The sequence below is a fragment of the Roseomonas sp. 18066 genome (assembly GCF_902706185.1).
Lineage (GTDB): Bacteria > Pseudomonadota > Alphaproteobacteria > Acetobacterales > Acetobacteraceae > Pseudoroseomonas.
The window spans coordinates 32,944-59,351 of record NZ_CACSJM010000013.1 but is presented as its reverse complement, the minus strand read 5'-3'; the positions used below and the strand labels follow the sequence as shown (position 1 = coordinate 59,351).

General features: G+C 71.1%; 28 protein-coding genes. 16 read left to right on the top strand and 12 right to left on the bottom strand.

Annotated elements, in window-relative coordinates; all coding sequences use genetic code 11:
- The 7 genes from GVN67_RS04660 to GVN67_RS04630 all read right to left on the bottom strand — a co-directional run.
- Nucleotides 1-239, bottom strand: a 239-nt coding sequence (locus tag GVN67_RS04660; RefSeq protein ID WP_200845125.1) for a hypothetical protein, incomplete at its 3' end; no start/stop codon positions are given.
- A 66-nt stretch (nt 240-305) separates the two neighbouring features.
- Nucleotides 306-752: a hypothetical protein gene (locus GVN67_RS04655; RefSeq protein ID WP_159993283.1), complete on the bottom strand. Its 447-nt coding sequence runs from the start codon at nt 750-752 to the stop codon at nt 306-308.
- A gap of 73 nt (nt 753-825) precedes the next feature.
- The gene (locus GVN67_RS04650) at nt 826-1,425 is read right to left on the bottom strand and encodes a DUF938 domain-containing protein (protein WP_159993281.1); all 600 of its coding nucleotides are present in this window, start codon (nt 1,423-1,425) and stop codon (nt 826-828) included.
- A gap of 1 nt (nt 1,426) precedes the next feature.
- Nucleotides 1,427-2,374 carry a sterol desaturase family protein gene (locus tag GVN67_RS04645; RefSeq protein ID WP_200845124.1) on the bottom strand — a complete coding sequence of 316 codons (948 nt, stop codon included), beginning with the start codon at nt 2,372-2,374 and terminating at the stop codon, nt 1,427-1,429.
- Between the two features lie 18 nt (nt 2,375-2,392).
- Nucleotides 2,393-3,163: a polysaccharide deacetylase family protein gene (locus tag GVN67_RS04640; protein WP_159993279.1), complete on the bottom strand. Its 771-nt coding sequence runs from the start codon at nt 3,161-3,163 to the stop codon at nt 2,393-2,395.
- A 7-nt stretch (nt 3,164-3,170) separates the two neighbouring features.
- Nucleotides 3,171-4,244, bottom strand: a complete 1,074-nt coding sequence (locus tag GVN67_RS04635; protein WP_159993277.1) for a YncE family protein — start codon at nt 4,242-4,244, stop codon at nt 3,171-3,173.
- A 264-nt stretch (nt 4,245-4,508) separates the two neighbouring features.
- Entirely contained in the window at nt 4,509-4,877 is a 369-nt protein-coding gene (locus tag GVN67_RS04630) for a hypothetical protein (RefSeq protein WP_159993275.1), read from the bottom strand.
- A 246-nt stretch (nt 4,878-5,123) separates the two neighbouring features.
- Here GVN67_RS04630 and GVN67_RS04625 point away from each other — a divergent pair, with 246 nt between their 5' ends.
- The 3 genes from GVN67_RS04625 (at nt 5,124) to GVN67_RS04615 (ending at nt 8,243) form a co-directional block, all read left to right on the top strand.
- The gene (locus tag GVN67_RS04625) at nt 5,124-6,176 is read left to right on the top strand and encodes a FadR/GntR family transcriptional regulator (RefSeq protein WP_368667223.1); all 1,053 of its coding nucleotides are present in this window, start codon (nt 5,124-5,126) and stop codon (nt 6,174-6,176) included.
- Nucleotides 6,177-6,516: 340 nt separating this feature from the next.
- A complete protein-coding gene (locus tag GVN67_RS04620; protein WP_159993271.1) occupies nt 6,517-7,557 on the top strand; it encodes an alginate O-acetyltransferase AlgX-related protein in 1,041 nt (346 codons plus the stop codon).
- Nucleotides 7,557-8,243, top strand: a complete 687-nt coding sequence (locus GVN67_RS04615) for an alginate O-acetyltransferase AlgF (RefSeq protein ID WP_159993269.1) — start codon at nt 7,557-7,559, stop codon at nt 8,241-8,243. The genes GVN67_RS04620 and GVN67_RS04615 overlap by 1 nt, the downstream gene beginning before the upstream one ends.
- 46 nt (nt 8,244-8,289) lie before the next feature.
- Here GVN67_RS04615 and GVN67_RS04610 read toward each other — a convergent pair whose 3' ends face one another.
- Entirely contained in the window at nt 8,290-9,180 is an 891-nt protein-coding gene (locus GVN67_RS04610) for a polysaccharide deacetylase family protein (protein ID WP_159993267.1), read from the bottom strand.
- 179 nt (nt 9,181-9,359) lie between these two features.
- Between GVN67_RS04610 and GVN67_RS04605 the strand changes: the two genes are divergently transcribed.
- Genes GVN67_RS04605 through GVN67_RS04575 form a run of 7 tightly spaced genes read left to right on the top strand, consistent with a single transcriptional unit; the run spans nt 9,360 to nt 15,297 of the window.
- Complete coding sequence (locus tag GVN67_RS04605) at nt 9,360-10,490, top strand: ABC transporter ATP-binding protein (protein WP_235034950.1); 1,131 nt, start codon at nt 9,360-9,362, stop codon at nt 10,488-10,490.
- Entirely contained in the window at nt 10,487-11,515 is a 1,029-nt protein-coding gene (locus tag GVN67_RS04600; RefSeq protein WP_159993265.1) for an extracellular solute-binding protein, read from the top strand. Before GVN67_RS04605 ends, GVN67_RS04600 begins: the two co-directional genes overlap by 4 nt.
- A 2-nt stretch (nt 11,516-11,517) precedes the next feature.
- A complete protein-coding gene (locus GVN67_RS04595) occupies nt 11,518-12,342 on the top strand; it encodes an ABC transporter permease (RefSeq protein WP_159993263.1) in 825 nt (274 codons plus the stop codon).
- Nucleotides 12,339-13,157 (top strand): ABC transporter permease, encoded by an 819-nt coding sequence (locus GVN67_RS04590; protein ID WP_159993261.1) that lies wholly within the window; start codon nt 12,339-12,341, stop codon nt 13,155-13,157. Before GVN67_RS04595 ends, GVN67_RS04590 begins: the two co-directional genes overlap by 4 nt.
- Nucleotides 13,154-13,645 carry an ureidoglycolate lyase gene (locus GVN67_RS04585; protein WP_159993259.1) on the top strand — a complete coding sequence of 164 codons (492 nt, stop codon included), beginning with the start codon at nt 13,154-13,156 and terminating at the stop codon, nt 13,643-13,645. The genes GVN67_RS04590 and GVN67_RS04585 overlap by 4 nt, the downstream gene beginning before the upstream one ends.
- A gap of 13 nt (nt 13,646-13,658) precedes the next feature.
- Entirely contained in the window at nt 13,659-14,576 is a 918-nt protein-coding gene (locus tag GVN67_RS04580; protein ID WP_200845123.1) for an allantoinase PuuE, read from the top strand.
- Nucleotides 14,569-15,297 (top strand): aspartate/glutamate racemase family protein, encoded by a 729-nt coding sequence (locus GVN67_RS04575; protein WP_200845122.1) that lies wholly within the window; start codon nt 14,569-14,571, stop codon nt 15,295-15,297. Before GVN67_RS04580 ends, GVN67_RS04575 begins: the two co-directional genes overlap by 8 nt.
- A 33-nt stretch (nt 15,298-15,330) precedes the next feature.
- Here the strand turns inward: GVN67_RS04575 and GVN67_RS04570 are convergent, their stop codons facing one another.
- Nucleotides 15,331-16,035 (bottom strand): hypothetical protein, encoded by a 705-nt coding sequence (locus GVN67_RS04570; RefSeq protein ID WP_159993257.1) that lies wholly within the window; start codon nt 16,033-16,035, stop codon nt 15,331-15,333.
- A 134-nt stretch (nt 16,036-16,169) separates the two neighbouring features.
- Here GVN67_RS04570 and GVN67_RS04565 point away from each other — a divergent pair, with 134 nt between their 5' ends.
- Complete coding sequence (locus GVN67_RS04565) at nt 16,170-17,645, top strand: amidase (protein ID WP_159993255.1); 1,476 nt, start codon at nt 16,170-16,172, stop codon at nt 17,643-17,645.
- Nucleotides 17,646-17,652: 7 nt separating this feature from the next.
- Here the strand turns inward: GVN67_RS04565 and GVN67_RS04560 are convergent, their stop codons facing one another.
- The 3 genes from GVN67_RS04560 to GVN67_RS04550 form a co-directional block, all read right to left on the bottom strand.
- The gene (locus GVN67_RS04560) at nt 17,653-18,786 is read right to left on the bottom strand and encodes a serine hydrolase (RefSeq protein ID WP_159993253.1); all 1,134 of its coding nucleotides are present in this window, start codon (nt 18,784-18,786) and stop codon (nt 17,653-17,655) included.
- A 61-nt stretch (nt 18,787-18,847) separates the two neighbouring features.
- Nucleotides 18,848-20,191: an FAD-binding oxidoreductase gene (locus GVN67_RS04555; RefSeq protein WP_159993251.1), complete on the bottom strand. Its 1,344-nt coding sequence runs from the start codon at nt 20,189-20,191 to the stop codon at nt 18,848-18,850.
- 142 nt (nt 20,192-20,333) lie between these two features.
- Nucleotides 20,334-21,464, bottom strand: coding sequence for a LacI family DNA-binding transcriptional regulator (locus GVN67_RS04550; protein WP_159993249.1), 1,131 nt, complete (start codon nt 21,462-21,464; stop codon nt 20,334-20,336).
- Between the two features lie 223 nt (nt 21,465-21,687).
- Between GVN67_RS04550 and GVN67_RS04545 the strand changes: the two genes are divergently transcribed.
- The 5 genes from GVN67_RS04545 (at nt 21,688) to GVN67_RS04525 (ending at nt 26,393) form a co-directional block, all read left to right on the top strand.
- Entirely contained in the window at nt 21,688-22,971 is a 1,284-nt protein-coding gene (locus GVN67_RS04545; RefSeq protein ID WP_159993247.1) for an aconitase/3-isopropylmalate dehydratase large subunit family protein, read from the top strand.
- A complete protein-coding gene (locus GVN67_RS04540; RefSeq protein ID WP_159993245.1) occupies nt 22,968-23,468 on the top strand; it encodes a 3-isopropylmalate dehydratase small subunit in 501 nt (166 codons plus the stop codon). Before GVN67_RS04545 ends, GVN67_RS04540 begins: the two co-directional genes overlap by 4 nt.
- Before the next feature lie 30 nt (nt 23,469-23,498).
- Entirely contained in the window at nt 23,499-24,383 is an 885-nt protein-coding gene (locus GVN67_RS04535; RefSeq protein ID WP_159993243.1) for an oxaloacetate decarboxylase, read from the top strand.
- Between the two features lie 74 nt (nt 24,384-24,457).
- Nucleotides 24,458-25,495 carry a tripartite tricarboxylate transporter substrate binding protein gene (locus GVN67_RS04530; RefSeq protein ID WP_159993241.1) on the top strand — a complete coding sequence of 346 codons (1,038 nt, stop codon included), beginning with the start codon at nt 24,458-24,460 and terminating at the stop codon, nt 25,493-25,495.
- Between the two features lie 184 nt (nt 25,496-25,679).
- Nucleotides 25,680-26,393 carry a calcium-binding protein gene (locus tag GVN67_RS04525; protein WP_159993240.1) on the top strand — a complete coding sequence of 238 codons (714 nt, stop codon included), beginning with the start codon at nt 25,680-25,682 and terminating at the stop codon, nt 26,391-26,393.
- Nucleotides 26,394-26,408: the final 15 nt, after the last annotated feature.

The window sequence follows — 26,408 nt, the reverse complement described above, 5'->3', positions numbered from 1 at the left end:
GGGCGGGCGCCAGGGGCGGCCGCGCCGGCCGCCCGGTTGCCGCCGCGCCAGACGCGGAACAGCCGGGCCGCGGCCTCCTGCCGTTCCTTGTGCACCTTTCGGTGGTAGCTGTCCTGCGGCAGGGTCGCGGAAAGCTGCGCGGCGCCCGGCCTGGCGGCGGCCGCGGCCAGCGCGCGCCGGATCTTTTCCTGGTCGGCCGCCGGCGATGGCGGGGCGGGGCGGGGCTGCGGATCAGGCATGCGGCTCTTCCGCGGTGGGAAGCCCGGGCTTACCTGCTCATTCCTTGATATTCAAATCTTTTACGGTCAGCGCACCAATCGATACATGGTCCCGTTCCACAAGGTGCGGCGCCAGGGGCCGCGGGTGAAGCGGCTTTCGAAGTCGAGCCAGCCCTGGCTGCGGCTGTCGAGCAGCTGCACGGCATCGCCGAAGAAGGTGCCGACCTCGACATAGCGGGCGCCCTCGGCGCGCAGCACGATCAGCGGGCAGTCGCGCAGCCCCATGGCGGCGCATTTCTGCGGCGTCTGCAGGGTGGCGACGATTTCCGCCTGGCCGTCGCCGTTGAGGTCGATGCGGGCCGTGGCGATCTGCGGCTCGACGCCAAGCTCCCGCGCCCGCGCCACCTGCCAGGAGCGCGCCGCCTGCACCACGGCCCGCGCCCCGGCATCGCGGTTGTCGAGCGCCAGCGGCTGCTGCGCCCGGGCGCCGCCGGCGCAGAGCAGGGCCAGCAGGAAGAAAGCCAGAGAGCGCATGCCCGCGAAAACCCCTCCGTGGTTGGAGGCGGCATGCTGCGCCCGGCCTGCTGAACAGCCGGTGAAGCCCGGATCAGCCGCGGCGGAAGATCACCGTCAGGTTGTTGGCCGGCATCTCCACGACCCGGGGGCCGGGCAGGAAGCCCGCCGCGGTCGCGGCGGCGTCGACGGCTTCCAGGTCACGCAGGCCCCAGGCGGGGTCGCGGCGGCGCAGATCGGCGTCGAAGGCCTCGTTGCCCGGGGCGGTCGGCACGCCGTCCCGGCGATAGGGGCCGTAGAGCACCAGCGGCGTGCCCGGCGCCAGGCAGCGCGCGGCCCCGGCCAGCAGTCCGAGCGTCGCCGCCCAGGGCGCGATATGGATCATGTTGATGCAGAGCACCGCATCGGCCCGCGCGACCGGCCAATCGCCGGCGGCAGCGTCCAGCGCGACCGGCGGCAGCAGGTTGGGCAGCCCCGCCTCGGTGGAATGAACAGAAACACTGGCGCGGGCCCGGGCATCGGCGTCGCTCGGCTGGATGGTCCAGCCGTTCAGGTGGCGCGCCCAATGGGTGGCATGCTCGCCGCTGCCGCTGGCGATCTCCAGCAGCAGGCCGGCCGGCGGCAGCGCGTCGCGCAGCACCGCCAGGATCGGGTCGCGGTTGCGCAGCGCGGAGGGCGCCGAATAGCCGGCCATCTCAGCCGCGGCCGATCAGCGCCGCGCCCATGCGCCGCATCCCGGCCCATTGCTGGTGCAGCCAGCCGCCGGTGGCCAGGGCCTCGGGCAGCTCGGGGTCGCCGGTCTCCGGGTAGCGGTGCCGCTCGAAATCACCGGTGCGGAAGATCATGTCCCAGACCGGCAGGAGAACAGCAAAATTCTTGCCGCTTTCGCCGGAGCCGAGCACGCCGTGATGCAGCCGGTGGAAGCGCGGCGAGACGAACAGCCGCTCGCCCAGCGCGCCGAAGTTCAGGCGGACATTGGCGTGGCTCAGCGCCTCGGCCAGGCGCAGGATGACGACGACGATGGGGAACTGCCCCGGCGGCACGCCGATCAGCAGGGCCAGGCCACCGAACCAGACGGCGCCGATCATGTCGTCGATGATGTGGTTGCGGTCGTCGGTCCAGAAGGTCATCTGGCGCTGGGCGTGGTGGATGGAATGCAGCGCCCACCACCAGGGGAACATGTGCTGGAAGCGGTGCCGCCAGTATTCGCCGAAATCCAGCACGACGATATAGACGCAGAGCGCCAGCAGCGGCCATTCGCGCAGCACCGGGAACAGCGTCTCCAGCGTCGGCGGCACCCAGCCGCTGTCGGCGACCATGCCGGAGACCCGCGCCTCCATCGAGGCGAAGGCGACGAAGGCGATCAGCGGCAGCAGCCCCAGCCGGGTCAGCAGGGTGTAGATGACGTCGGTGCGGATGCTGCGGCGGTCGCTGCGCGGCTCCACCGGCATCCAGGCCTCCAGCGGGCGGCAGATCACATAGATGATCAGCACCTGCAGCAGGCCGAACAGGGCGAAGTCCATCCATTCGAAGGCGTCTTCCGCCCATTCCATCATGCCGGCGGCATAGAGGAGGGGCTGAATCAGCGTCTCGAAGAGCCAGCCATTCATCTCTTCCCAGCCGTCGCGCAGCATGTCGAACATGCGGGCCGATCCCTTTTCTCAGATGCCGCGGTCAGGCAGCAGGGCGAAGCAGAAGCCCTTTTTCAGCAGGCCGTCCAGCAGGGCCTCGAAGACCTGGCCGAAAGGTTCCTTTCTGCTGCGCACGCCCCAGTGCATCAGCAGCACCTCGCCGTCGCGGATGCGGCCAAGCGACTGGCTGAGCAGCCGCGCATTCGGATAGGCGGCGCTGTCCAGCTCGTCGCCCAGAAAGCCGTTGGCGGACCAGCCCTGGTGGCGCAGCCCGCAGGCGGCGGCCATGGCGCGGGCATTGGCGGTGACCCGCCCGCCCGGGGCGCGCCACAGCGGCAGCACCCTGGCATTCGGCGCGATCTGGCGCAGCGCGTCGATCGGCCGGGCGAGCTCGGCGCAAAGCGCGGCCTGGTCCAGCGTCTCGGCGCCCTCGCCGCGGCGGGAGGCATAGCGCACCCGCCCCGGCGCGGGGTCGGCGGCAAAGTACCAGTGGCGCCAGGTGTGGCTGGCGAAGGCATGGCCCTCGGCGGCGCGGGCGCGCCAGAAATCCGCCCAGCCGGGGCCGAGGGTGGTGCCGCCGCGGAAATCCGGCTCGTCGGCCAGGAACAGCGTGGCCTTGACCCCGTGCCGCGCCAGGGCGGCCGCGATCATTTCCGCCTCGCGCCCCCAGCCGGTGTCGATGGTCAGGTAGAGCGTGCCGGCCCGGCATTGCGGCAGGGCCGGCTGGGCCAGCACTGGGGCCGCCGTCAGCCCGAGCGCGCCGCCCAGCAGCCGCCGGCGGTGGATCGCAGCGAAAGCCATGCCCGCCTCAGTTGGTGGCGGCGGCGCGCTGGGCGGCGACCGAGGCGTAGAGGATGCCATGCGGCGAGCGGCCGGCGCGCTGCACCTCCATCTTGCCGGTCTCCGGGTCGATGACGGCGATGCGGCCCTGCCAGCGCAGCGTCACCCAGAGCCGGCCCTGCGGATCGATGCTGATGCAATCCGGCCCGCCCGGCACCCGCAGCGTCCGGGTCACCGTCAGCGTCGTCGGGTCGAGGAGCGAGATGCGGCTGTCGACGCGGCTGGTGACGAAGATCGGCCCGCCCTTCGGCGCCGGGAACAGCGCATGGGCGCCGCGACCGACGACGATGGTGCGCTCGATCGCCTGGGTGGCGGGGTCGACCACGGCGACATGGTCGCTGCCCATGATGCCGATCAGCAGCCGGTCATTGTGCCAGATGATGCCCGCCGGCTCCGGCCCGACATCGAGCGACCACAGCGGCTCCAGCGTCTCCAGGCTGATGGCGACCAGCTGGCCATTGCCCTGCAGCGTGACATAGACCACGGCATTGTCGGGGCGGAAGGCCAGGTGGCTCGGCATGTCCGGCTGGCTGAGGCGCTTCTGCAGGGTCAGCGCGGCGCCGTCCCAGCCATAGATATCGACCTGGTCGCGGCGCAGGCTGGTGATGACCAGCCGCTTGCCGTCGGGGCTGAAGCCCAGGTGATAGGGGTTGGACAGCACCTCGCGCTTCTTCAGCTCGCCCGTCGCCGGGTTGATGAAGAGCATCTCGTTGGCGCCGGAATCGCCCACCATCAGCGTGTTGCCGTCCGGCGTCAGCGCCAGGTGGTGCACCTCGCGCAGCACGGGGATGCGCTTGCGCTCCTCCCGCGTGGTGCCGTCGAGCACCAGGATATTGGCCTCGCCCGAATTCAGCACATAGACCAGGTCGCCATTGCTGCTGGCCGGGTTCGGGCTGTTGGCGGTGCTGCCCGGCGGCGTGGCCGGGGCTGTGGCAGGCGGCGTCGCGGGCGGCGTCGCGGAAGACTGGGCGCGGGCCGGGGCGGCGGCCGCCAGCGCGAGGCCGGGGACGAGGCGCAGAAGCTGGGCACGGGACAACCGCATGCGGCGAGGCTTTCGTGGCGCGCCGGGTCGTATCGACCGGGCGGAGAAGGCCACCATCCTAGCAGGCGCGCGGCCCGGCCTGCCAGCATCCGTCTGCGGCCCGGGCCGCATGGCAGGGCCCGCTTGCGCGCTGGATTTCCAAGGTTTCATGACGCGCCAAGGGCTTGCGCGCCCGGCTTCACCCGCGGCCGCAGGGCGGCGCCGAACCGCCCCGCTGGCGCCCAGAGTCGCGTTCGGGCGCCCTGTTTCGGGGCCGCCCGGCGATCAGACCTCGCGCGAGATCAGCCGGTTCAGCACGCGGCAGGCGGCGACCACCGCCAGCAGGGTCAGGCCCTGGGTGATCAGCATGGTCGGCGTCCAGACGGTGCCGCCGACCAGCAGCTGGCGCGGGACATATTGGAAGAAATGCTGGATCTCCGGCTCGACGCGGATGGTGGCGACCACCTGCAGCACGCCCCACCAGGCCAGCCCGGCCATCAGCACCAGGGGCGCCACCCATTCGGCCACCAGCTCGACGAAGGTCAGGGCGAAGCTGACCACCGCCCAGACGGTCAGCCGCAGCCCGCGCCAGAGCAGCGAGGGGGCCGGCTCCACGTCATCCTCGTATTCCTGCGGCGGGGCGTATCCGGCCATGACGGCGCTCTCCGGGCTTGCTCTGGGGGTTTGCTCTGGCTGCAATAGCGCCGCCGGGCCCGCGAGACAAAGTTTCCTGTCGCGGAAACGCGATCCGCGCCCGCCGGACCCGCTGGCGGGCGAATTCCGGCGGGCGAATTCCGGCGGGCCGCCGATACTTCCGGATACTGGAAGGCGTTTTCCGGGGCGCCGGGCGCTCGCGCAAAGCTGACCCGCCTGGTCGCGCGCGGCACGGGCTTTTTGCCCATGATCGCCGGTATCCTGCGAATGCCGGTATCGGGGTGCCGCAGCCGCCAGGCCGGTCGGCGCAAAAATGCGATTCGCGAAATTTGCAGTGCAGGCGCCAAACCGTGCAGCGCGGCGATCGCCCGGCGGGACCCTCCGCCGGCCATCCCGCGGAATTCTTTAACCTACGTTAAAAAAAATGGCCGAGAACGAGCTGAAATTGGAACCAATAAAGAATTGGTGCTATTCAACTATTGGAAATATTTGCCGATTCTTGAGCAAAACGCGCGGAATCAAGCTTTCACGTCAGAGGAACCTTCGTATCATGGTCACATGAGGAAAGGCGACGAGGCCCTGCAAGCATTGCGGGCTCATCTGGCGGGGCTCAGTTTGCCCGAAGGGGCGCGTCTGGCGCCCGAGCGCGACCTGGCCGCCAAGCTGGGATTGAGCCGCCGCGCCCTCCGCGAGGGGTTGGCGCGGCTCGAGCTGGAAGGGCAGCTGTGGCGTGGCGTCGGGCAGGGGACCTTCCTGGGCCCGCGTCCGGCGACCGAGCCCGCGCGGCTGATGCCGCCCGGCCAGCCGCTCGACATCATGGAGGCCAGGCTGGCGCTGGAGCCGCAGCTGGCCGGGCTCGCCGCCGCCAAGGCGGGCAGCGAGCACCTGGCGAGCATCGACCAGGCGGTGCGCCGCGGCAGCGAGACCGGCGACCTGGACAGCTGGGGCCGCTGGGACACCGCGCTGCACCGGGCGATTGCGCAGGCTGCGCAGAATCCGCTGTTGCTTGCGCTGTTCGAGCAGCTGGAAAGCTGCCGGGTGCGCGGCGAATGGTCGATGATGCGGGCCTCGCTGGTGGATGAGGCGGTGCGCCGCCGCGGCATCGCCGAGCATCGCCGCCTGGCCGACGCCATCGCCGCCCGCGATCCGGCCGCCGCCCATGCGGCGATGTGGGACCATCTGCAATCGGTGGCCAGCCTGATCCGCGACGCGCTGCGCGCCGGCCAGGCCTGGGGGCCGGGCACCGGCTTCAGCCAGCCGCTGTTCGACAGCGAGGCCGGGCAGGACGCCGCCGAGTAGTTTCTTCACCGTTATTATTTCATCTGATGCATGATAGGCCGGCCCGGGCAACCGGGCCGGCCTTTCTGCTGTGCCCCGCCGGAAAGCCGCCGACCTCCCGCCCATGGGACCGGCCTGCGCCCTGTGACCGGCCCCGGGGCGACAAGTCCCCTAAGGCAGCGCGGCCAGATCTGGAACCAATCGGGCCGCGGTCCGACCATTATTGCGCTAAGCGCAAATTCGGTCGCCAGGGCAACCCAAAAAATATACGTATCCCTTAAATTTGACGCCTCGCCATCAATTGACATGAGCTTGGCTAATTTCGAAAACTGGATTGGGTTGATAGCGTAAGGAGGCGGCGATGGCGGCTGGGCAGGATCGGGGTGGGGTCGAGCCCCGGGATGCAGGCGGCGCGGGGCCGCGCCTGCCGCGGCGCGGGCTGCTGCGGCTGGGCGCCGCCGGCCTGGTGGCGCCGCTGGTCGCGTCCCGCACGGCCGCCGCCCAGGAGAACCTGCTGCTGCGCGGCCGCGACGGCTGGCTGTTCCCGCGCTGGGACCTGTCGCGGCAGACCCCGCCCGAGGCGCGCCGCCGCATCGTCCATGTGCTGGGCGAGACCCGCCGCCTGCTGGCCGCCGGCGGCGTCGACCTGAACATCCTGCTGATCCCGTCGCGCACCCGCATCTATCGCGACATGATCCCGCCGGGGACATCCTTCCCGGCCGATTTCCAGGGCCGCTACAGCGCCGGGCAGAAGGCGCTGCAGGATGCCGGCTTCGCCATCGCCAACCTGGCCGAGGCCTTCGCCACCCAGCGCCAGCGCCAGCCCGACCAGCCGCTGTTCTTCAAGACCGACACCCACTGGACGCCCGCCGGCTGCGCCATCGCCGCGCATGGCATGGCCATGCAGCTGGCCCGCAACCCGGCGCTGTCGCCGACCACCGGCCAGGTGCGCTCGGCGGTGACCTATCGCGAGGACGAGCATGCCGGCGACCTGCGCAACCTGCTGCCGGTCGCCGACAAGCGCAGCTTCCAGGACCCGCATTTCTGGCAGCCGGTGATCACGCCCCAGGGCGGCGGCGCCTCGCTGCTGGACGAGCCGCGCGCCGATGTCGCCGCCATCGGCAGCAGCTTCTTCCACCAGCGCTACGGCCTGGCGGCGATGCTGGGCTACCACCTGAACCGCACCGTCTCGCTGGCCTGGAACGTGCACCAGATCGGCCCCTACAAGACCATGCTGGACTATGTCGGCAGCGCGTCCTTCCAGCAGGGGCGGCCCAAGGCCATCGTCTGGGGCTGCCATGAGCTCGATTTCGAATCGCCGCCCGACCGCACCGCGACCTGGGGGCAGAACGCCATGGCCGACGAGGCCTTCCTGGCCCGCATGAAGCAGGTGGTCGCGTGATGTCCTTTTCCGGTTTTCGCGCGGCGGCCCTGGGCGCCGTCGCTGTCCTGGCGCTCGGCCTCGCGCAGCCCGCCGCGGCGCAGGATTCGCTCTACGGCAAGCAGCCGCCGCCTGGCTCGGCCTTCGTCCGCGTCATCAACGGGCTGAACCGGCCGCTGCAGGCGCGGCTGCCGGACGGCACCCAGCTGCGCGCGACCGCCGAGGATGCTGGCCGCGTCACCCCCTTCCAGCTGGTGCGCGACGCCAGCCGCCCGCTGCGGCTGCAGCTGTCGGGCGGCCGCGAGCAGACCATCGACATTCCGCTGAAGCCCGAGGCCTACACCACCCTGGTCGTCACCGGCGAGGGCGCCCAGGGCTACCAGGTCGCCAGCGCCGCGGACGGGGTGATGTTCAACAAGGCCCGCGCCCGGGTTTCTTTTCATAACCTGATGCCGGCCTGCAGCGCGACGCTGAAGCTGGCCGAGGGCGATGCGGTCGTCTTCCGCGACATCGGCTTCGGCGCCGCCGCCTGGCGCGACCTGAACCCGGTCAGCACCGGCCTCGCCGCCCCCTGCGGCGCCCTGGCGCCGGCGACCATCACCCTGCCGCGGCTGGAGCCCGGCACCCGCACCAGCCTGTGGCTGCTGCCCGCGGGGGCGGGCAGCCGGCTGATCCTGACGACGGACGCCATCGCCGGCTGGAATTGATTTCTCTGATGTGAGGCGTGGCGCTCCGGAAGGGGCGCCCCGTTTTTCATTGGGGGGCGGCCAGGAACGCCTCGGCGATCGCGTCCCGCCGCGCCACCCAGACCCGGTCGCCCAGCCGCTTCAGCATCGCCAGCACGCCCTCGAAGGCGCGGAACCGCCCTGGCCGCCCGGCGATGCGCAGGTGGTAGCCGATGTTGAGCAGCCGCGGCTGGCCGCGTTCCGCCTCGGCCAGCAGCACGGCCAGCGCGTCCTCGACATAGTCGACCATCTCCTGGGCGCGGACGAAGCCGTTGGGGTGGAAGAACTTCATGTCGTTGCTGTCCAGCGCATAGGGCACGACGAGCAGCCCGGGATGGGCTGTGTCGCGATAGGGCAGGTCGTCGTCGAAGGCGTTCGAGGCGTAGAGAAAACCGCGCTCGGCCAGCAGCGAGCGGGTCCAGTCGCTCTCGGCGCCGCGGCAGAAGAAGCCGCGCGGGGTGGCCCCCGTGGCGGCGCGGATGGCGGCGATGGCGCGGTCGATATCGGCGGCCTCGCTGGCGGCATTGGCGTAGTCGGCATGCGGCCGCCAGAGCCAGCCATGCAGCGCCGCCTCGTGCCCCGCCTGCACCGCGGCTTCCGCCAGCCCCGGCGCGCGGGCGACGGCGCGGCCGCACATCAGGAAGGTCGCCGGCAGCGCGTGGCGTTCCAGCGCGTCGAGGAAGCGCCAGATCCCCGCCCGGGTGCCATAAGCAAAAATCTGTTCCTGGCCGCGGTCGCGGGTGCCGGGGGCGACGACGCTGATCACCTCGCCCATGCGTTCCGAGGCCGGGTCGCCATCGCCCACCTGCTGCTCGGCGCCTTCCTCCAGGTTGACGGCCAGCGACACCGCCAGCCGCGCCCCGTTCGGCCAGCGCAGATCCGGCCAGCGCCCGCCATAGCCCACCAGGTCCCGTGTCATGCCGCCGCCTCCATGCCGTGCCCGCAACGCGGAGCAAGAGCCGGGCCACGGTACCCGGCTGCCCGGAGAATGGGCAGCCGCGCGCGGTTTGGGCGCAGCCGGGGCGGGGGCGGCGGCGCGATCCTGGCAAACCGGGCCGCCGCGCCCCTGGCATGCGCCTTGCTGGTTGCCGGAGCGGAATGCTCGAGCAGATGCCCCCCGCCGATGCCGCCCTGGTCACCGGAACCCCGGCGGGCCACCGCCTGGACATGGACGGCATCCGCGTCCGCTACGGCCAGGCGACCGCGGTCGACGACGTCACCCTGACCGTCCCGCCGGGGGAGATCCTGGCGCTGCTCGGCCCCTCGGGCTGCGGCAAGACGACGCTGCTGCGCTCGGTCGCCGGCTTCATCCGCCCCGAGGCCGGGCGCGTGCTGGTCGATGGCAGGCCGATCGACCACCTGCCGCCCGGCGGCCGTGGCGTCGGCATTGTCTTCCAGTCCTATGCCCTGTTCCCGCATATGACGGCGGCACAGAACGTGGCTTACGGGCTCGAGGCCCGTGGCCGGCCGCAGAAAGAAATCCGGCAGAAGGTCGAGGCCGCGCTCGCCGCCGTGCGCATGGAAGCCTTCGCCGAGCGCAGGCCGCGCGCCCTGTCCGGCGGCCAGCAGCAGCGCGTGGCGCTCGCACGCGCGCTCGCCATCGAGCCCGCGATCCTGCTGCTCGACGAGCCTTTCGCCGCGCTGGACCGGGCGCTGCGGCTTGACCTGCAGCTGGAGATCAAGCGCATCCAGCGCCGCTTCGGCGTCACCGCTGTCCTGGTCACCCACGACCAGGACGAGGCGATGAGCATGGCCGACCGCATGGCGGTGATGCGCGGCGGCCGCGTCGAGCAGGTGGGCGCCCCGGCGGAGGTCTATGACAACCCCGCCACCCCCTTCGTCGCCGGCTTCGTCGGCACCAGCAACCGGCTGCACGGAAGGATCGAGGCGCGGGAGGGCGCGGCCTATCGCATCCGCCTCGATGTCGGCGCCAGCCTGGTCGCCGACAGCCCGCGCGGCTTCGCCGTCGGCGAGCGCGTGCTGCTGACCGCCCGCCCCGAGCAGCTGGCGCTGCGCGACGCGTCCGACCCCGACCCAGCCGCCTTCCCGGCCCGGCTGCGCCAGTCGCTGCCGCTCGGCCCGGCCCTGATGCACGACGTCGAGGCGGGTTCCACCGAGCTCAAGCTGCACCAGCCCCGCCATGGCGCGCCGCCCGTCCCGGGGCCGGTGCGCGTCGCCTTGCTGCCCGAAGCCCGTCCCGCCCTCTTCGCCGCCGGAGATGCCGCATGACCGACCTCAGCCGCCGCACTGTCCTGGGGGCCACGCTGGGCCTCGCCGGCGCGGCCCTCCTGCCGGGACGCCCGGCGCGGGCCGCCGGCAGCATGACCGCCGCCGTCTATCCCGGCGGCTGGGACGAGGCGCTGCGCGCCGTGCTGTCGCCGGCGCTGAAGCAGGCGCATGGGGTGGACGTCGCCTATGAGCCGCTCTTCGCCGTCGACCAGATCGCCAAGGCGCGGGCGGCGCGCGGCACGGCGCCCTTCGATGTCTTCGTGCTCGACCCCGGCCCCCGGGTCAGCGGCATCGACCTCGGCCTGTTCGAGCCCTTCGACCCCGCCCGCCTGCCGAACCGCGACAAGCTGCCGGCGGGCTATGCCGACACGGTCGGCGCCGGCGTCGCCGCCCAGGTGGTGGGCATCGCCTACAACCCGAAGAAGCTGGCCAAGCCCGCCGGCTGGCGCGACCTGTTCAAGCCGGAATATGCCTCGCGGCTTGGCCTGACGGGGTTCGGCACCACCTTCGGCACGATCTCGCTGATCGAGATGGCCAAGGTCTTCGGTGGCTCGGAAAGCGACGTCGAGCCGCTCTTCGTCGAATTGAGGAAAATCCTGCCGCAGGTGGCTGCCGTCGCGCAGCCGGCGGCCATGGCAGGGCTGTTCCAGCAGGGCCAGATCGATGTGATGTACACCAACACCTACACCGTGACCCTGCTGAAGTCGCGCGGCGTCGACATCGACTTCGCCGTGCCCGAGACGGGGGCGGCGGCCTTCGGCACCACCATGCATATCGCCAAGGGCTCGAAGAACATCGACGCCGCCTACCAGTATATCGACACCATGATCTCGACGCCGGTGCAGGCGGCGCTGAGCCAGGCGCCGTATTTCTTCGTCCCCGTCAACACCGGGGTGACGCCGGGCGCCGATGTCCCGGTGAAGTCGCTGGACGAGCTGAAGAACTTCGTCAGCCATGACTGGTCGAAGATCAACCCGCTGCGCGCCCGCTGGATCGACCGCTTCAACCGCGAGATGGCGAAGTAGCCATGGGCGAGGGCGCCTGGAAGCTGGCCGTGCCGCTGGGCCTGGCCCAGTTTTCTTTCTTTTTGGCGCCCTTGCTTCTCCTCGCGGCCACCTCCTTCGCGACGGATGAAAACTTCTCCCAGTTCAGCGTTCAGGCCTGGCTCGACGTGCTGGGGGACAGCTTCCATCTGGGCGCGGTGCTGAACACCTTGCGGCTGGGCGCGCTGGCGGTGCTGGCGACGATGCTGCTGGCGGTGCCGCTGGCCCTGCTGCACATGGTCGCCGGGCCGGGATTGAAAAAAATCATTCTGCTGGCGGCGGTGCTGCCGCTGCTGACCTCGGTGGTGGTGCGCACCTTCGCCTGGATCGTCATCCTCGGCCGCGAAGGGGTGATCAACACGGCGCTGCTGTCCACCGGCATCGTCAGCAGCCCGGTGGCGCTGCTGCAGACCGAGCCCGGGCTGATCCTGGCGCTGACCCAGATCGAGATGCCGCTGATGCTGCTGCCGCTGATCGCGGCGCTGGCCCGCATCGATCCCTCGCTGCTGGATGCCTCATCCGCGCTCGGCGCCTCGCTGTTCCGGACCCTGCGAAAGGTGGTGCTGCCGCTGGCGCTGCCGGGGCTGCTGGCCGGGGCCACGCTGGTCTTCGCCTCGGCGGCCACCGCCTTCATCTCGCAATCGGTGATCGGCGGCGGGCGGCTCGCCTATCTGCCGGCGCTGGTCTGGCAGCAGGCCATGGTGGTCTTCAACTGGCCGCTGGCCGCCGCCATGGCGCTGACCCTGATGGGCAGCGTGCTGGCGGTCGCCGCCGCGCTCTCCGCGCTCGCCAGGGGGGCGCAGGCATGATGCGCCTGGCCGCGCGCGACCGGCCGCTGGCGCTGCTGATCCTGGCGCTGGCGGCGATCGGGCTGCTGGTGCTGGCCGGGCCGGTGCTGATCGTGCTGCTGACCTCCTTCACCACCTCCCAGGCGCTGCGCTTCCCGCCGCCGGGGCTGACCTTGCGCTGGTATGCCGAGCTGTTCGACGCCACCCGCTCGGCGCAGATCCACCGGGCGGCGCTGAATTCGCTCGCCGTCGCCGCCTGCACCGCGGCGATCGCCACGGCGCTGGCCACCGCCGCGGCGCTCGCCATCTCCCGCTCCCGCGCGACCTGGGCCCGCTTCGCCGAGGGCGCCTTCCTGGCGCCGCTGGTGCTGCCCGGCATCGCCTACGGCCTGGCCACCCTGATGTTCTTCTCCTGGCTGCGGCTGCCGCCCTCCTTCCTGCTGCTGGTGGCGGGGCATGCCATCATCGCCACGCCCTTCGCGCTGCGCACCGTCGGCGCCAGCGCGGCCGGGCTCGACCCCGCGCTGCTGGAGAGCAGCGCCAGCCTCGGCGCCTCCCCGTGGCGCACCTTCCGCCGCGTCATCCTGCCGCTGATCCTGCCGGGCGTCGCCGCGGGCGGTTTCCTGTCCTTTGTCTCTTCTCTCGACAATGTTCCTGTGTCGCTCTTCCTCTCCTCCGCCGGGACCGACATGCTGCCGATCCGCCTGTGGGGCATGATGGAAAGCGCGCTGGATGTGCGTGTCGCGGCGGCCTCCGGCGTGCTGGTGGCGGTCGCTTTCCTTCTTCTCGTCGTGATGGACCGGGCCGTGGGCCTGGTGCGGAGGATGGCCGGATGAGCGTGACCGGAAGCCTGACCCTGAAGCGCCTGAGCGCGGAAGCCTTCGCCCCATACGGCGAGGTGCTCGAGGCCCCCAACCAGCCGGGTCGCGTCTATTTCGAGCGCGCGCTCGGCAGCGAGCGCGCCGGCGCTTGGCCCAGCCTGGCCTTCTCCTGCCGGGAGCCGCATCCGGGCGGGCTGCTGCGCGTCAGCACCATGGAGCGGCATGAGTTTTCCTCCCAGAGCTTCATTCCCCTGGGCCCCTCGCGCTGGGTGGTGCTGGTGGCGCCGCATGCGGCGAGCGGCGGGCCGGACATGGACCGCGCCGAGGCCTTCCTGGCCGGGCGCGGCCAGGGCGTGACCTATGCCGCCAATGTCTGGCACCATCCGCTGACCGTGCTGGAGGTGCCCGCCCGCTTCGCCGTGGTGATGTGGCGCGACGGCTCGGCCACCGACGAGGAATTCGTTCCGGTTCCGCCCTTCGACCTGGATCTCGACCTGCCCTGAAAGGCTTTTCCGCATGGCTTATGAGGTGCGTCGCGACTTCCGCGGCTACGGCGCCAATCCGCCCGATCCGCGCTGGCCGAAGGGCGCGAAGCTCGCCGTCAACTTCGTCATGAACTACGAGGAAGGCTCCGAGCCCTCGGTCCAGGACGGCGAGGGCCATAGCGAATGGGGCCTGACCGAATCCGGCGGGCAGCAGTCCAAGGGCCGCGACCTGGCCGCCGAGGGCATGTTCGAATATGGCAGCCGCGTTGGCTTCTGGCGGCTGATGCGGCTGTTCCAGGAACGCGGGTTGCCGATGACGGTCTTCGGCTGCGCGCTCGCGCTCGAGCGGAACCCGGAGGCGGCGGCGGCCATCCGGGAGAGCGGCTTCGACCTGTGCTGCCATGGCTGGCGCTGGGTGAAGCATTGGGAGCTGTCGGAAGACGAGGAGCGCGAGCATATCCGCCGCGCCGTGGAATCGCTCCAGAAGACCGTCGGGAACCGCCCGCTCGGCTGGTACTGCCGCTATGGACCCAGCGTGAACACCCGCCGCCTCGTCGCCGAGGAAGGTGGCTTCTTGTACGATAGCGACAGCTATGCCGACGAGCTGCCCTGGTGGCTGACGGTGGAGGGCAAGCCGCATCTCGTGGTGCCCTATTCGCTGACCCACAATGATGGAAAATTCAACGGGCATGTCGGCACCGGCGACGACTGGTTCAGCTTCGTCCGCGACGGCTTCGACATGCTGCGCGAGGAAGGTGCGAAGACGCCGAAGATGATGTCGATCGGGCTGCATATGCGCCTCATCGGCCATCCGGCGCGGGCGCGGGGCCTGGCCAAGCTGCTCGACTATATCCAGCAATTCGACGATGTCTGGGTGACGCGGCGCATCGACATCGCGCAGCACTGGATGGCGACCCACCCCTATCCGGGGCGCGGCCTCAATGAGTGAGAAGCGCATCCGGCTGGGGATGCTGACGCCCTCCTCCAACACGGTGCTGGAGCCGGTGACCCAGGCGATGGTCGCCAGCGTCCCCGGCGCCTCGGCGCATTTCTCCCGGTTCCGCGTCACCGAGATCGCTTTGTCCGACAGCGCCCTCGCCCAGTTCGACGACAGCGCCATCCTGCGCGCCGCCGAGCTGCTGGCCGATGCCCGCGTCGATGTCATCGGCTGGAACGGCACCTCTGCCGGCTGGCTGGGCTTCGAGGCGGACCACCGCCTGTGCGAGCGCATCACCGCGGCGACCGGCATTCCCGCCACCACCTCGATGCTCGCCCTGAACGACATCCTGGCGGCGACGGGGGTGAAGCGGCTGGGCCTGGTCACGCCCTATCGCGACGATGTCCAGGCGCGCATCGTCGCCAACTACGCGACGCTCGGCGTCGATTGCAGCAGCGAGCGCCACCTCGGCCTGCAGGAGAATTTTTCCTTCAGTGAGGTCGAGGGCGCGGCGCTGACCGGGATGGTGGAAGCGGTGGCCGCGGAAGGCGTCGATGCCGTCGCCGTCGTCTGCACCAACTTGCGCGCCGCACCCCTGGTCGCGGGCTGGGAGGCGGCGCTGGGCCTGCCCGTCTACGACACCATCGCGACCGTCGTCTGGAAAAGCCTGGCCGTCGCCGGGGCCGATCCCTCGGCGCTCAAGGACTGGGGCAGGATCGGCGCGCTGGGCTGATATCGGGTATATCCGATATCCTGCATCAGGGGATCAGAGCCCGGCGGGCAGCCCCAGCGCCAGCCGGGCCAGCTGCGCCGCCAGCGCCGCCAAGGCGAGCACCGCCAGGATCCGCCGCGGCGGCAGCCAGCGCCCGGCGGCCTGCAGCCCCCAGGCCACGGCGCCGCACAGGCCCAGCAGCATCAGCATGCCGAGGCAGATACCGGCGGCGAAGATCGGCGCCACGATCACCTGCATGCCGTTCATCTCGCTGCTGGTGACCACCCCCGCCAGCAGCAGCGGGAACATCATCAGCCGCGAGGTCAGGGCGCAGGCCACGAGCAGCGCCTTCGGCCAGCGCGCGCCGGCCGGGCGCCACCAGGCCAGCAGCGCCGCCGGCAGCAGCCAGGCGGCGTCGATCCACAGCGCCAGCTCCAGCAGGGCGAAGCGCTGCGCCTCCAGCCAGTCGCTCCAGGCCAGCGCGACCACGGCGGCCGGTACCGTCGCCGCCAGCACTGTGCCCGCCCCCCAGCGGAAGGCGGGCCACAGCCGCGCGCCCACCGGCTCCGGCCCCGCCAGCAGGAACAGCAGCACCACCGCCAGCACGCCCGGGACCAGCGCCAGCTGCTGGCCCAGGAACATGCCCGCCAGGCCGCCCACCAGCAGCGGCATCGGGCCGAAGGGCAGCAGCACGATGATCGCCAGGCCCAGCACCAGCCAGAGCGGGTTGATCGGTCGGGTCGGGGTTTCGCTCGGCATCGGCGCGACCTAAGCGCAGCCGGGGCCGGGCGGCCAGGGATCGCCGCTTCACGATCCGGGGCGCGGCCACCTTGACCGGGTGCGGCGCGGCCCTAGGCTCGCGGACTTCCGAGAGATGCTGAAGGATGGCCGCGATGACGTTGGCGATGAGCTGGGAAGAATGGGCCGGGCATGACGCGACAGCGCTGGCAGGCCTGGTCCGCGCGGGCCAGGTGACCCCCGCCGAGCTCGCGGCCCAGGCCGCCGCCGCCATCGCCAAGGTCAATCCCGCCCTCTCCGCCGTCGTCGAGGTCTTCGACGATGTCGTCGCCGATCCGCTCAAGGACGGCATGAATGCCGACGGCGTCTTCGCGGGCGTGCCCTACCTGATGAAGGACCTGGGCCCGACCTTGAAGGGCCGGCTGCAGGAGATGGGTTCTTTCCTGATGCGCGGCAATCGCGCGGCGGCCGACAGCTTCCTCACCGGCCAGCTGCGCAAGGCTGGGCTGAACATCATCGGCCGCAGCACCACGCCGGAATTCGGCGTCTGCAGCTCGGCCGAGAACCCGGCGATGTATGTCACCCGCAACCCGTGGAACCTGGACTACACCACCTGCGGGTCCTCGGCCGGCACGGCGGCGGCGGTGGCCGCGGGCGTCACGCCGATCTCGCACGCGACGGACGGCGGCGGCTCGATCCGCATCCCGGCCGGCGTCTGCGGCAATATCGGGCTGAAGCCGTCGCGCGGGGTTCTGTCGGTCGCGCCCGGCAGCTCCGACCTGATGGGGGTGGTCTCCACCCAGGGCTGCCAGACCCGCACGGTGCGCGACATGGCCAGCTTCATCGACGCCTGCCGCGGCGGCGCGCCGGGCGAGTTCATGCCCTACTGGACCGCGCCCGAGCCCTATGCCGATCTGATCCAGCGCGACCCGTCGAAGCTGCGCATCGCGCTGTCGCATGAATGGGGCGACTACCGCGCCATTCCGGAATTCGTGGCCGAGCTGGAGCGGGTCGGGCGCTTCCTGGAAACCCTCGGCCATCATGTCGAATGGGTGGTGCCGAAGGTCGATTTCCGCGCCGCCTATGCCGCGCAGACCACCTGCTACATCACCAACTTCGCCCAGACCATCGAGACGCTGCTGGCCCAGGTCGGCCGCAGCGCCCCGCCGCCGGCGGAGCTCATCGAGCCGATGAACATCCGCATCTGGCAGGCCGGCATCGGCGCCACCTATTCCGAGCGGACGAAGATGCAGGCCGCCTTCAACGCGACGTCGCGCGCCTTCGGCGCCTTCTTCGAGGACTGGGATATTCTCCTCACCCCGATCACCGCCTTGCCGACGCCGAAGGTCGGCACGACGGAATACCTGACGATCAGCGACAACACCGACGTGCACGACTGGTTCGGCAATCTCTGGAAGTTTTTTGCTTATACGCCGCTGTCGAATCTCTGCGGCATTCCGGGCATCTCGCTGCCGATGGCGGAGCAGGCGCATGGCCTGCCGCTGGGCATCCAGGCGCAGACGAAGCAGGGTGGCGACGGGCTACTGCTGCAGCTCTCGGCGCAGATCGAGCGCGCGCTCGGCGGGAAGTGGAACCAGGGGCGCCGCCCCGGGGTCCACGTCACCGCCTGAGGCGAGCCTAGCGCAGGGCGGCGGTGAGCGCGGCGTGGAAGGCCGCGCGCTCCGCCTTCATGTCGACCGTGTAGGCCGCCGCATAGGGCGGCTGCGGCCGGGCGGAGAGGGTGACCACCACCAGCTTCTCCGCCGGGTCCAGGCAGAGGCTCTGGCCGGCGAAGCCCACCGCCGCCATCACGCCGTCCTGCAGCCACCAGCTATAGCCATAGCCGGTCGCGCCGAAGGAGTTCTCGGCCGGGTTCAGGGTGAAGGCGGGGCGCGACGCCTCGGCGAGCCAGCCTTCGGGCAGCACCCCATGGCCGCCTTCCAGCAGGAACAGGCCGAAGCGGCCGAGGTCGCGCAGCGTCATGCCGGCGCGGCTGCCGCCGATCTCCTGCCCGCCCTCGGATTCCAGCGTGTAGAAGGCGTCGAACTCCATGCCCTGCGGCGCCCAGATGCGGCGCGTCATGTAGTCGGCGATGGTCGTCCCCACCGCCGCCGACAGCAGGCAGCCCAGCAGATAGGTGTCGCCGGTGTTGTAGAGGAAGCGGCTGCCGGGGGTGTGCTCGGGGGCGAGCTCGCGCAGCAGCGCCAGCACGCCGCCGGGCACCTTGTCGCCCAGGCTTTGGCTGTAGCGGTTCACGTGGGAATGGCGGTCGGTGTAGTCCTCGCTCCAGGCAACGCCGGAGGACATGGTCAGCAGGTCGCGCACCGCGACCGCGTCATAGGCCGAGCCGCGCACGGCCGGCACATAGGAAGACACCTTGTCGTCCAGGCTGGCGATGGCGCCGTCCTTCAGCGCCGCGCCAATCAGCGTCGAGGTCAGCGACTTCACCATCGACATGGTCGACCAGCGGGTCGCTTCCTCGAGCCCCAGCGCATAGCGCTCCAGCACGATGCGGCCGCGCTTGATCGCCAGGATGCCGGAGACGCAGGCGCGGTCGATATAGTCGTCGACGCCGTGCTCGACACCATCGACGACGTAGCGCGGCGCCACCTCGGGCCCGCGCGGCAGCAGCCGCGGCGTTGGCCCGCGGGTGACGGGCCGTGTCGCGAACATCCGGTCCACGTTGCGATAGGCGAAGGCCTGCTGCGTCGGCGGCAAGAGCAGAAATTCGCCGCCGGCGGGGATGTGGCAGCGCGGCTTCGCCTCGGACATTTTTCTTCCTATCAGCAGGGCGCCCTGCCGCGCCATCGAGCGCGGCAGAACCGGAAAAGAATCAAAACATGCCGGGGCGGCGGATGGGCGAGCCATCGACCAGGCGGGCGTAGCGGAAGGCCGTCGGGTCGACGATCGGCGGCTTGCCCAGGATCAGGTCGGCCGCCAGCCGGCCGGCGCCCGGGCCGATGCCGAAGCCATGCCCGCTATAGCCGGTCGACAGGTACAGGCCGGGCAGGGCGGCGACCTGGTCGATCACCGGCACCGCATCCGGCGTGCTGTCGATCCAGCCGCCCCAGCTCTGCCGGATCTTCACGCCGGCGAAGTCGGGCCAGGAATGGGCGATCTTCGCCAGCGCGGCGGGGATGATGGAGGTGTTCGGCGTCGGGTCCAGGGTGCGCATGTCTTCCTGCTCGAAGACCGTCGGCTTGTCGAAGGACCACTTGCCGTAATGCGCGCCGGGGCCGCGGAAGAACGACCCGCCGAAGCCCCAGGTCACGCTCTTGCGGCGCTCCATCAGCGTCGGCCAGAACTTGCGGGCATAGCGGATGCCCTGCGGCGTCAGCTCGATCTGGCCGCGATTGGCGGCGGCGATGATGTAGCTGCCGTCGCGGCGGCGGCCGACCGTCACCCCCGGCGTCGCCAGGCCGCCCGGCGTCACTTCCGGCGCCACCTCGGTCGCGAAGATGGTCGAGCGCACGCTGGATTGCGGCAGGTCGATGTCGTGGCGGCGCAGGAACATCGACGACCAGGCGCCGGCGGCCAGCAGCACCACCGGCGCGCGTATCAGGCCGCGCTCGGTGAAGACGCCGCTGACGCGCCCGCCCGTTGTGTCCATGCCGCGCACGGCGCAGCGCTGGTGGATGGTGGCGCCGAGCTTCCGGGCGGCCTCGGCGATGGCGGGCACGGCCTTGGCGGGCTCGGCCATGCCGTCGCTGGCCGATTGCACGCCGCCGATCCAGCGATGCGACTGGGTGTTGCCCGGGGTCAGCGCGCGGGCCTCGTCGCCGGTCAGCATGCGGCTGTGCTGCTGGTAGGTGCGGGCCATATCGACCCATTTCTGCCAGGTGGCGAGCTCGGACGGGCTGTCGGTGACATAGACCAGGCCGGTGCGGCGGAAGCCAAGATCGGCGCCGGTCTCGGCCACCAGCTTCTCCCACTGCTCCATGCTGCGCTGGGCCAGCGGGATCTCGCGCTCGTCGCGGTTCTGCACGCGGCACCAGCCCCAGTTGCGGCTGGACTGCTCGCCGGCGACGACGCCCTTCTCCAGCACGGCGACGCGCTTGCCGGCCTGGGCCAGGTAATAGGCGGCGGTGATGCCGGCGATGCCGGCGCCGATCACCACGACATCGGCTTCGGCCGGCAGCGCCGCATCATCCTGGACGCGATCGACGGGAGGAGACATGGCGCGGCGATTCCTGATCTGGGCTGCTGACGTCGAGAAAGGGCGGCAGCCTCCTGCAGCGATGCGCGGCTGGCAAGGGGCCCCCCGATGCTAGGCGCGGCGGGGCGCAGATCCTGCCGTTTGCGCCGCGGTGGGCGGCAGATCACTCTGCCGCGGGCAGCGCCGCGGCGGGACTTCCGGTGAGCGGAAGCCCTGACTCGGGAAGCCGGGCGGAGGCGCCGAGCCGCAGCGTGCCGCGCAGCAGCACGCGTTCCTGCGGCGCGGCGACGGCGCCCTGCTCGATGCCGGCCAGCAGCAGGTCGAGGCCGCGCGCCACCATGGCCTGCAGCGGCTGCACCACCGTGGTCAGCCGATAGGGCGGGCGGTCGGCGAGTGAAATCCCGTCCATGCCGACCACCGAGACATCGCCGGGGACGGCGAGCCCGGCCTCGCGCAGCGCGTCGATGACGCCCATGGCCAGGATATCGGCGACCGCGAAGACGGCGTCGGGGCGCTCGGCCGCCGGCATCGCCGCGATGCGCTGGCCGGCGGCGAAGCCCGCGGCATGGCTGGCGCCGCCGGTCACCAGCAACGGCATGTCGCCGCCAGCGGCGGCGACAAACTGACAGAAGCCTTCGGTGCGCTCGCGGCCGGTGGAGGTCGCGGCATTGCCGGTGACCACCGCCAGCCGCCGGTGCCCGGCCTCGAGCAGCAAGGTTGCCAGCAGCTCGGCCCCGGCGCGGTTGTCGCAGGAGACGGCCGAGCCATGCTCGCGCGCCACCCGGTTGATCATCACCAGCGGCACGTTGTTCGCCGCGCAGATGGCCGCGGCGCGGGAGGACAGCTCGGCCGAGCTGACCAGGCAGCCATCGACGCGATACTGCAGCAGCGCCTCGGTGGTGGCGTCCTCGATCGGGCCGGGGCCGGCATGCAGCAGCAGCAGCCGGCAGCCGCGATCGGCGGCCAGCCGCACCGCCTGCTGCAGCAGCTCGGCATAGAAGGGGTTCTCCACCGGCCCCAGCACCAGCCCGATCAGGCCGGAGCGGCCCAGCACCAGGGTGCGGGCCAGGATATTGGGGGTGTAGCCGGCCTCGGTGGCCAGGGCGGTGATGCGCGCCCGCACCTCGGTCGAGATCCGCGCATCGCCGCGCAGCGCGCGGGAGACGGTGGAGGCCGCGACGCCGGCGCTCTGCGCCAGGCTGCCCAGGGTGGCACGGCCGGTGGCGCGCCCCGAGGACGGCCTGGCCGCGGCGGGGCGGGCAGGGCGGCGCGGGGCGGCGGCGGCTTCATCCATGCCCTCCGGCTAGCATGGGCGGAATCGCCGTGCAAACGATCCCGCACTGCAGCATCGGTTCGAATCGGCTTTGACGCCGGAAAATCTATGCTAACGATTGCACAACGCGCCGGCCCCGAGACCGGTCGCGCCAAGGCAGGACAGGCAGCGCATCCCGGTCTCCCCCGGGGGAAGCGCTGCGGCGACGGGAAGGAAGCAGCATGCCGACAGGCGTCGCGTGGCCATGAGCGGCCGCAGCATCACCGAGAAGATCCTGGCCGCCCATGCGGTCGAGGGCCGGGCGCCGCCGGGCAGCATCATCACCGTGCGGCCCGACGTCGTGCTGCTGAACGATGTCTCCGGCCCGCTGGCCTTCGAGCAGTTCGACGCCATGGGGGCCGAGCGCCCCTTCGACCCGGCGCGCATCGTGCTGGTGGCCGATCATTTCGCGCCCGCCCCGGACGTGACCGCGGCCGGCGCCATCGCCATGACCCGCGACTTCGCCCGCCGCCACGGCATCGCGCATTTCTACGAGCCCGGCCGCGGCGGCATCGAGCACACGCTGCTGGCCGAGCTCGGCATGGTTGGCCATGGCAGCATCGTCTTCGGCGCCGACAGCCATACCTGCACCGCCGGCGCCTTCAACGCGCTGGGCATCGGCTTCGGCTCGACGGACCTGGCCGGGGCGCTGGCGCTTGGAAAGCTGTGGATGCGGGTGCCCGACAGCATCCGCGTCGAGCTGTCCGGCGCGGCCGGCGCCTATGTCACCGGCAAGGACGTGATCCTGGAGCTGATCCGCCGCATCGGCTCCGACGGCGCCGCCGACGCCGCGCTGGAATTCGGCGGCCCGGGGGTCGCAGCACTCGGCATGGACGAGCGCATGGCGGTCGCCAACATGGCGGTCGAGGCCGGCGCCGATATGTGCGTCTTCGAGGGCGACGCGCAATCGGCCGCCGACATGGGCAAGCGCGGCATGGCGCCGGCCGAGGCGGTCCGCGCCGATGCCGATGCCACCTATCGCGAGGTGATCCAGCTCGAGCTGGGGTCGCTGCAGCCGATGGTGGCGCGGCCGCCATCGCCGGCCTCGGGCGTCGCGGTCAGCGCGCTGCGCGGGCAGCGGGTCGACCAGGTCTATGTCGGCAATTGCTCAAACGGCACCATGACCGACCTGCGCCAGGTGGCCGCCATCCTGCGCGGCCGCCAGGTGGCGCCGGGGGTGCGCATGGTGGTGGTGCCGGCGACGCAGAAGATCTGGCGCCAGGCCATGGCGGAAGGGCTGCTGGAGATCATCTCGGGGGCCGGCGCCGCCATCTCGACGCCGACCTGCGGCGCCTGCTTCGGCGGCCATATGGGCATCCTGGCGGCGGGCGAGACCGCCATCGCCACCACCAACCGCAACTATCGCGGCCGCATGGGCCACCCCGACAGCCAGGTCTTCCTGGCCAATGCCTGGGTTGCCGCGGCCGCCGCGGTGGCCGGCGAGATCTGCCCCCCGGACGAGGTGATGGCGATGGAGGCCGTGGCATGAGCGCGTTGTTCAGTGGCCGCATCCACCGCTTCGGCGACGAGGTGAACACCGACGTCATCCTGCCCGGCCGCTACCTGGCGCTGCGCAAGCCCGAGGAATTGGGCAAGCATTGCATGGAAGGGCTGGACCCGGATTTCATCCACCGCGTCCGCCCCGGCGACATCCTGGCGGTGGGGCGCAACTTCGGCTGCGGCTCGTCGCGCGAGCATGCGGTGATCGCGCTGAAGGCGGCCGGTGTCGCCGCCATCGTCGCCGTCAGCGCCGCCCGGATCTTCTTTCGGAATGCGGTGAACCTCGGCCTGCCGGTGCTGCTCTGCGCCGAGGCCGCCGGCGCGCTGCGCGAAGGCGAGGACGCCGCCATCGACCTGGACGCCATGGCGATCACGCAAGGCGACCGCTTCTGGCAGGCGGCACCGCTCGGCGAGGAGGTGCGCGCCATCCTGGCGGCCGGCGGGCTGGTGCCGCGGGTGCGCCAGGCGCTGGCCGCCGCCGCCTGATTTCTTCACGACCCGGACTGGAACGAAACAATGGCTGACAAACGTCTCAAGGAAGCGCTGGCTGCGAAGCAGTTCATCGTCGCCCCCGGCATCTTCGACATGATCTCCGCCCGCATTGCCGACCGCATGGGCTTCTCCGCCCTCTACGCGACCGGCTATGGCACTGTCGCCTCGCATCTGGGCATTCCCGATGCCGGCATCGCCACCTTCACCGACATGGTCGGCCGCATGGGGCGCTTCGCCCAGGGCTCGGCGACGCCGGTGATCGCCGACGCCGACACGGGTTACGGCGGGCTGCTGAACGTGCGCCACACGGTGATGGGCTACGAGGCCGCCGGCATCGCCGCCATCCAGATCGAGGACCAGGAGGTGCCGAAGAAATGCGGCCATACCCCGGGCCGCCGCGTCATCCCGGCCGAGGAGATGGCGCTGAAGATCGAGGTCGCCGCCGAGGCCCGCAAGAGCGACGACTTTCTGATCATTGCCCGCACCGATGCCCGCACGACCCTCGGGCTGGATGAAGCCATCCGGCGTGGCAAGCTGTACCGCCAGGCGGGCGCCGACATCGTCTTCATCGAGAGCCCGGAGACCGAGGACGAGATGAAGCGCATCGGCCAGGAGATCGACGCGCCGCTGCTGGCCAACAATGTCGATGGCGGCGGCCGCACGCCGATCCTCTCGGCCGAGAAGCTGGCGAGCTTCGGCTATGACATCGCCATCTATCCGGCGCTCGGCTTCCTCACCGTCGCCGCGGCGCTGGAGCGCTCCTACGCGCATCTGAAGGCGAAGGGCGTCACCCACGGCCTCGGCGACGACGTCATCTACGACTTCGCCAAGATGAACGAGCTGCTGGGCTTCCCCGAGGTCTGGGATTTCGACCGCCGCTGGGCCCGCCCCGCCGAGGCCGCCGAGTAAGCTTCGCCTCTGTTGCCGGCCGCCCCCGGCGGCCGGCGCGCTGCGCCTGCCAAAAAAAGATCCAGGGACGTCCCATGAACGATTCAATTGAGAAGAATCCCACCCGGCGCGGGCTGGGACGGGCGGCGGCCGGGCTGCTGCTGGCGCCCGCCGCGACCGCGCTGACCCCGCCTGCGCTATCCCAGCCGGCGCTGGCCAATACCGCCGCCGCCGCCTGGCCGGAGCGGCCGGTGCGCATGGTGGTGCCCTTCGGCGCCGGCGGCGCGGTCGACACCCTGGCGCGCAGCTTCGGCCAGCGCTTCCCCGAATTCGCCAATGGCCAGCCGCTGGTCATCGAGAACCGCGCCGGCGCCGGCGGCATGGTCGCCGGCGCCTATACCGCCGGCCAGCAGCCCGACGGCTACACGCTGATGATGGCCGATATCGGCGCCAACTCGATCGGCAGGCTGCTGAACCGCCAGCTCAGCTATGACCCGATGACCGCCTTCACGCCGATCATGCATGGCGTGAACCTGCATGCCGCGCTGGTGACCAACCCGCAGGTGCCGCAGCAGACGCTGGCCGAGCTGATCAAGGCGGCCCAGGCGACACCGGAGACGCTGATCTACGCCTCGGCCGGCGTCGGCAATGGCAGCCACCTGTTCATGGCGCTGCTGGAGCGGCAGGCGCGGATCCGCATGGTCCATGTGCCGTATCGCAGCGGGTCGGAGACGGCGCTGGCGGTGATGCGCAACGAGACGCAGTTCTGCTTCCCCAGCCTGTCCTCGGTGCTGGGCATGGTGCGCGGCGGCCAGCTGCGCGTCATGGCGGTGGGCGGCGGCCCCTGCCCGCAGGCGCCCGAGGCGCCGCTGATGCGCGACACCATCCCGGGCTTCGACGTCGCCATCTGGTATGGCGTGGCGGCGCCGGCGGGCATGAATCCGGCGCTCGCCGACCGCGTCAACGACGTCTTCGCCCGCATCGCGGCGCTGCCGGAGATCAGGCGCGGCGTCGAGGAGAACCAGGCCGGCAGCATCGTCGGCGGTGGCCGCCAGCAATTCGCCGACTTCCTGAAGCGCGAATACGACCGCTGGGGCCCGGTCATCCAGGAGGGCGGCATCCGGGTCGAATGAGACCCATCCAGGTCGTTCCGCGAATTGCGCCGCAGAAAGTTGAACTGCGGCGCAGATCGCGTGAAATACGGATGAAAGCGCAGTATCGTTACTTAGCCGGACCAAAAATCCCGGCCATGGTCGGCACGTCCTGCGGCCGGCACGAGGCTGCACCCGCATGGGCGCGATCGGGAGAGCGACCAGGATGGCCCTGTATAACGGCTCGCGCGGGAACGACATCTTCCTGCTGGCCAGCCACCGGACCGGCGACACGATCTGGGCCGATGGCGATGCCACCATCGACGACCCCTTCGGCTTCAACATCATCGTCGCCGGCCGCGGCAACGACCAGATCCATGGCGGCTGGGGCCGCGATGTCATCTTCGCCGGCGCGGGCGACGACGTCGTCTTCGGCTTCGGCCAAACGCTGCCCTTCGGCAACCCGGCCAGCGGCGGCTTCGACATCCGCCGTGACGGCGACGACCTGATCGATGGCGGCGGCGGCAACGACACCATCCATGGCGGCGGCGGCGATGACCGCCTCCTCGGCGGCACCGGCAACGACACCCTCTATGGCGGGACCGGCAACGACATCATCCGCGGCGGCGCCGGCGACGACGTGATCTCCAGCGGCAGCGGGACGGACCAGCTCTGGGGCGGGGCGGGGGCGGATGTCTTCCTCTACCGCTACCTGATGGTCAATGCGCAGCAAGGCAACGACGCCGACGGGGTGGACACCATCCACGACTTCGAAAGCGGCATCGATCGGATCGACCTGCGCGGATACTCCATCACCGGCGGGGTCGAGCAGGTGCAGACCGATGACGGGCTGGAGCTGCATTTCTCGGCCATCGGCTCGGCGCGGGTGATCGCGCTGCTCGATGTCGCCAGCCTGGCCGAGGCCGACATCATCCTCTGACGCCTCGCTCCCGGC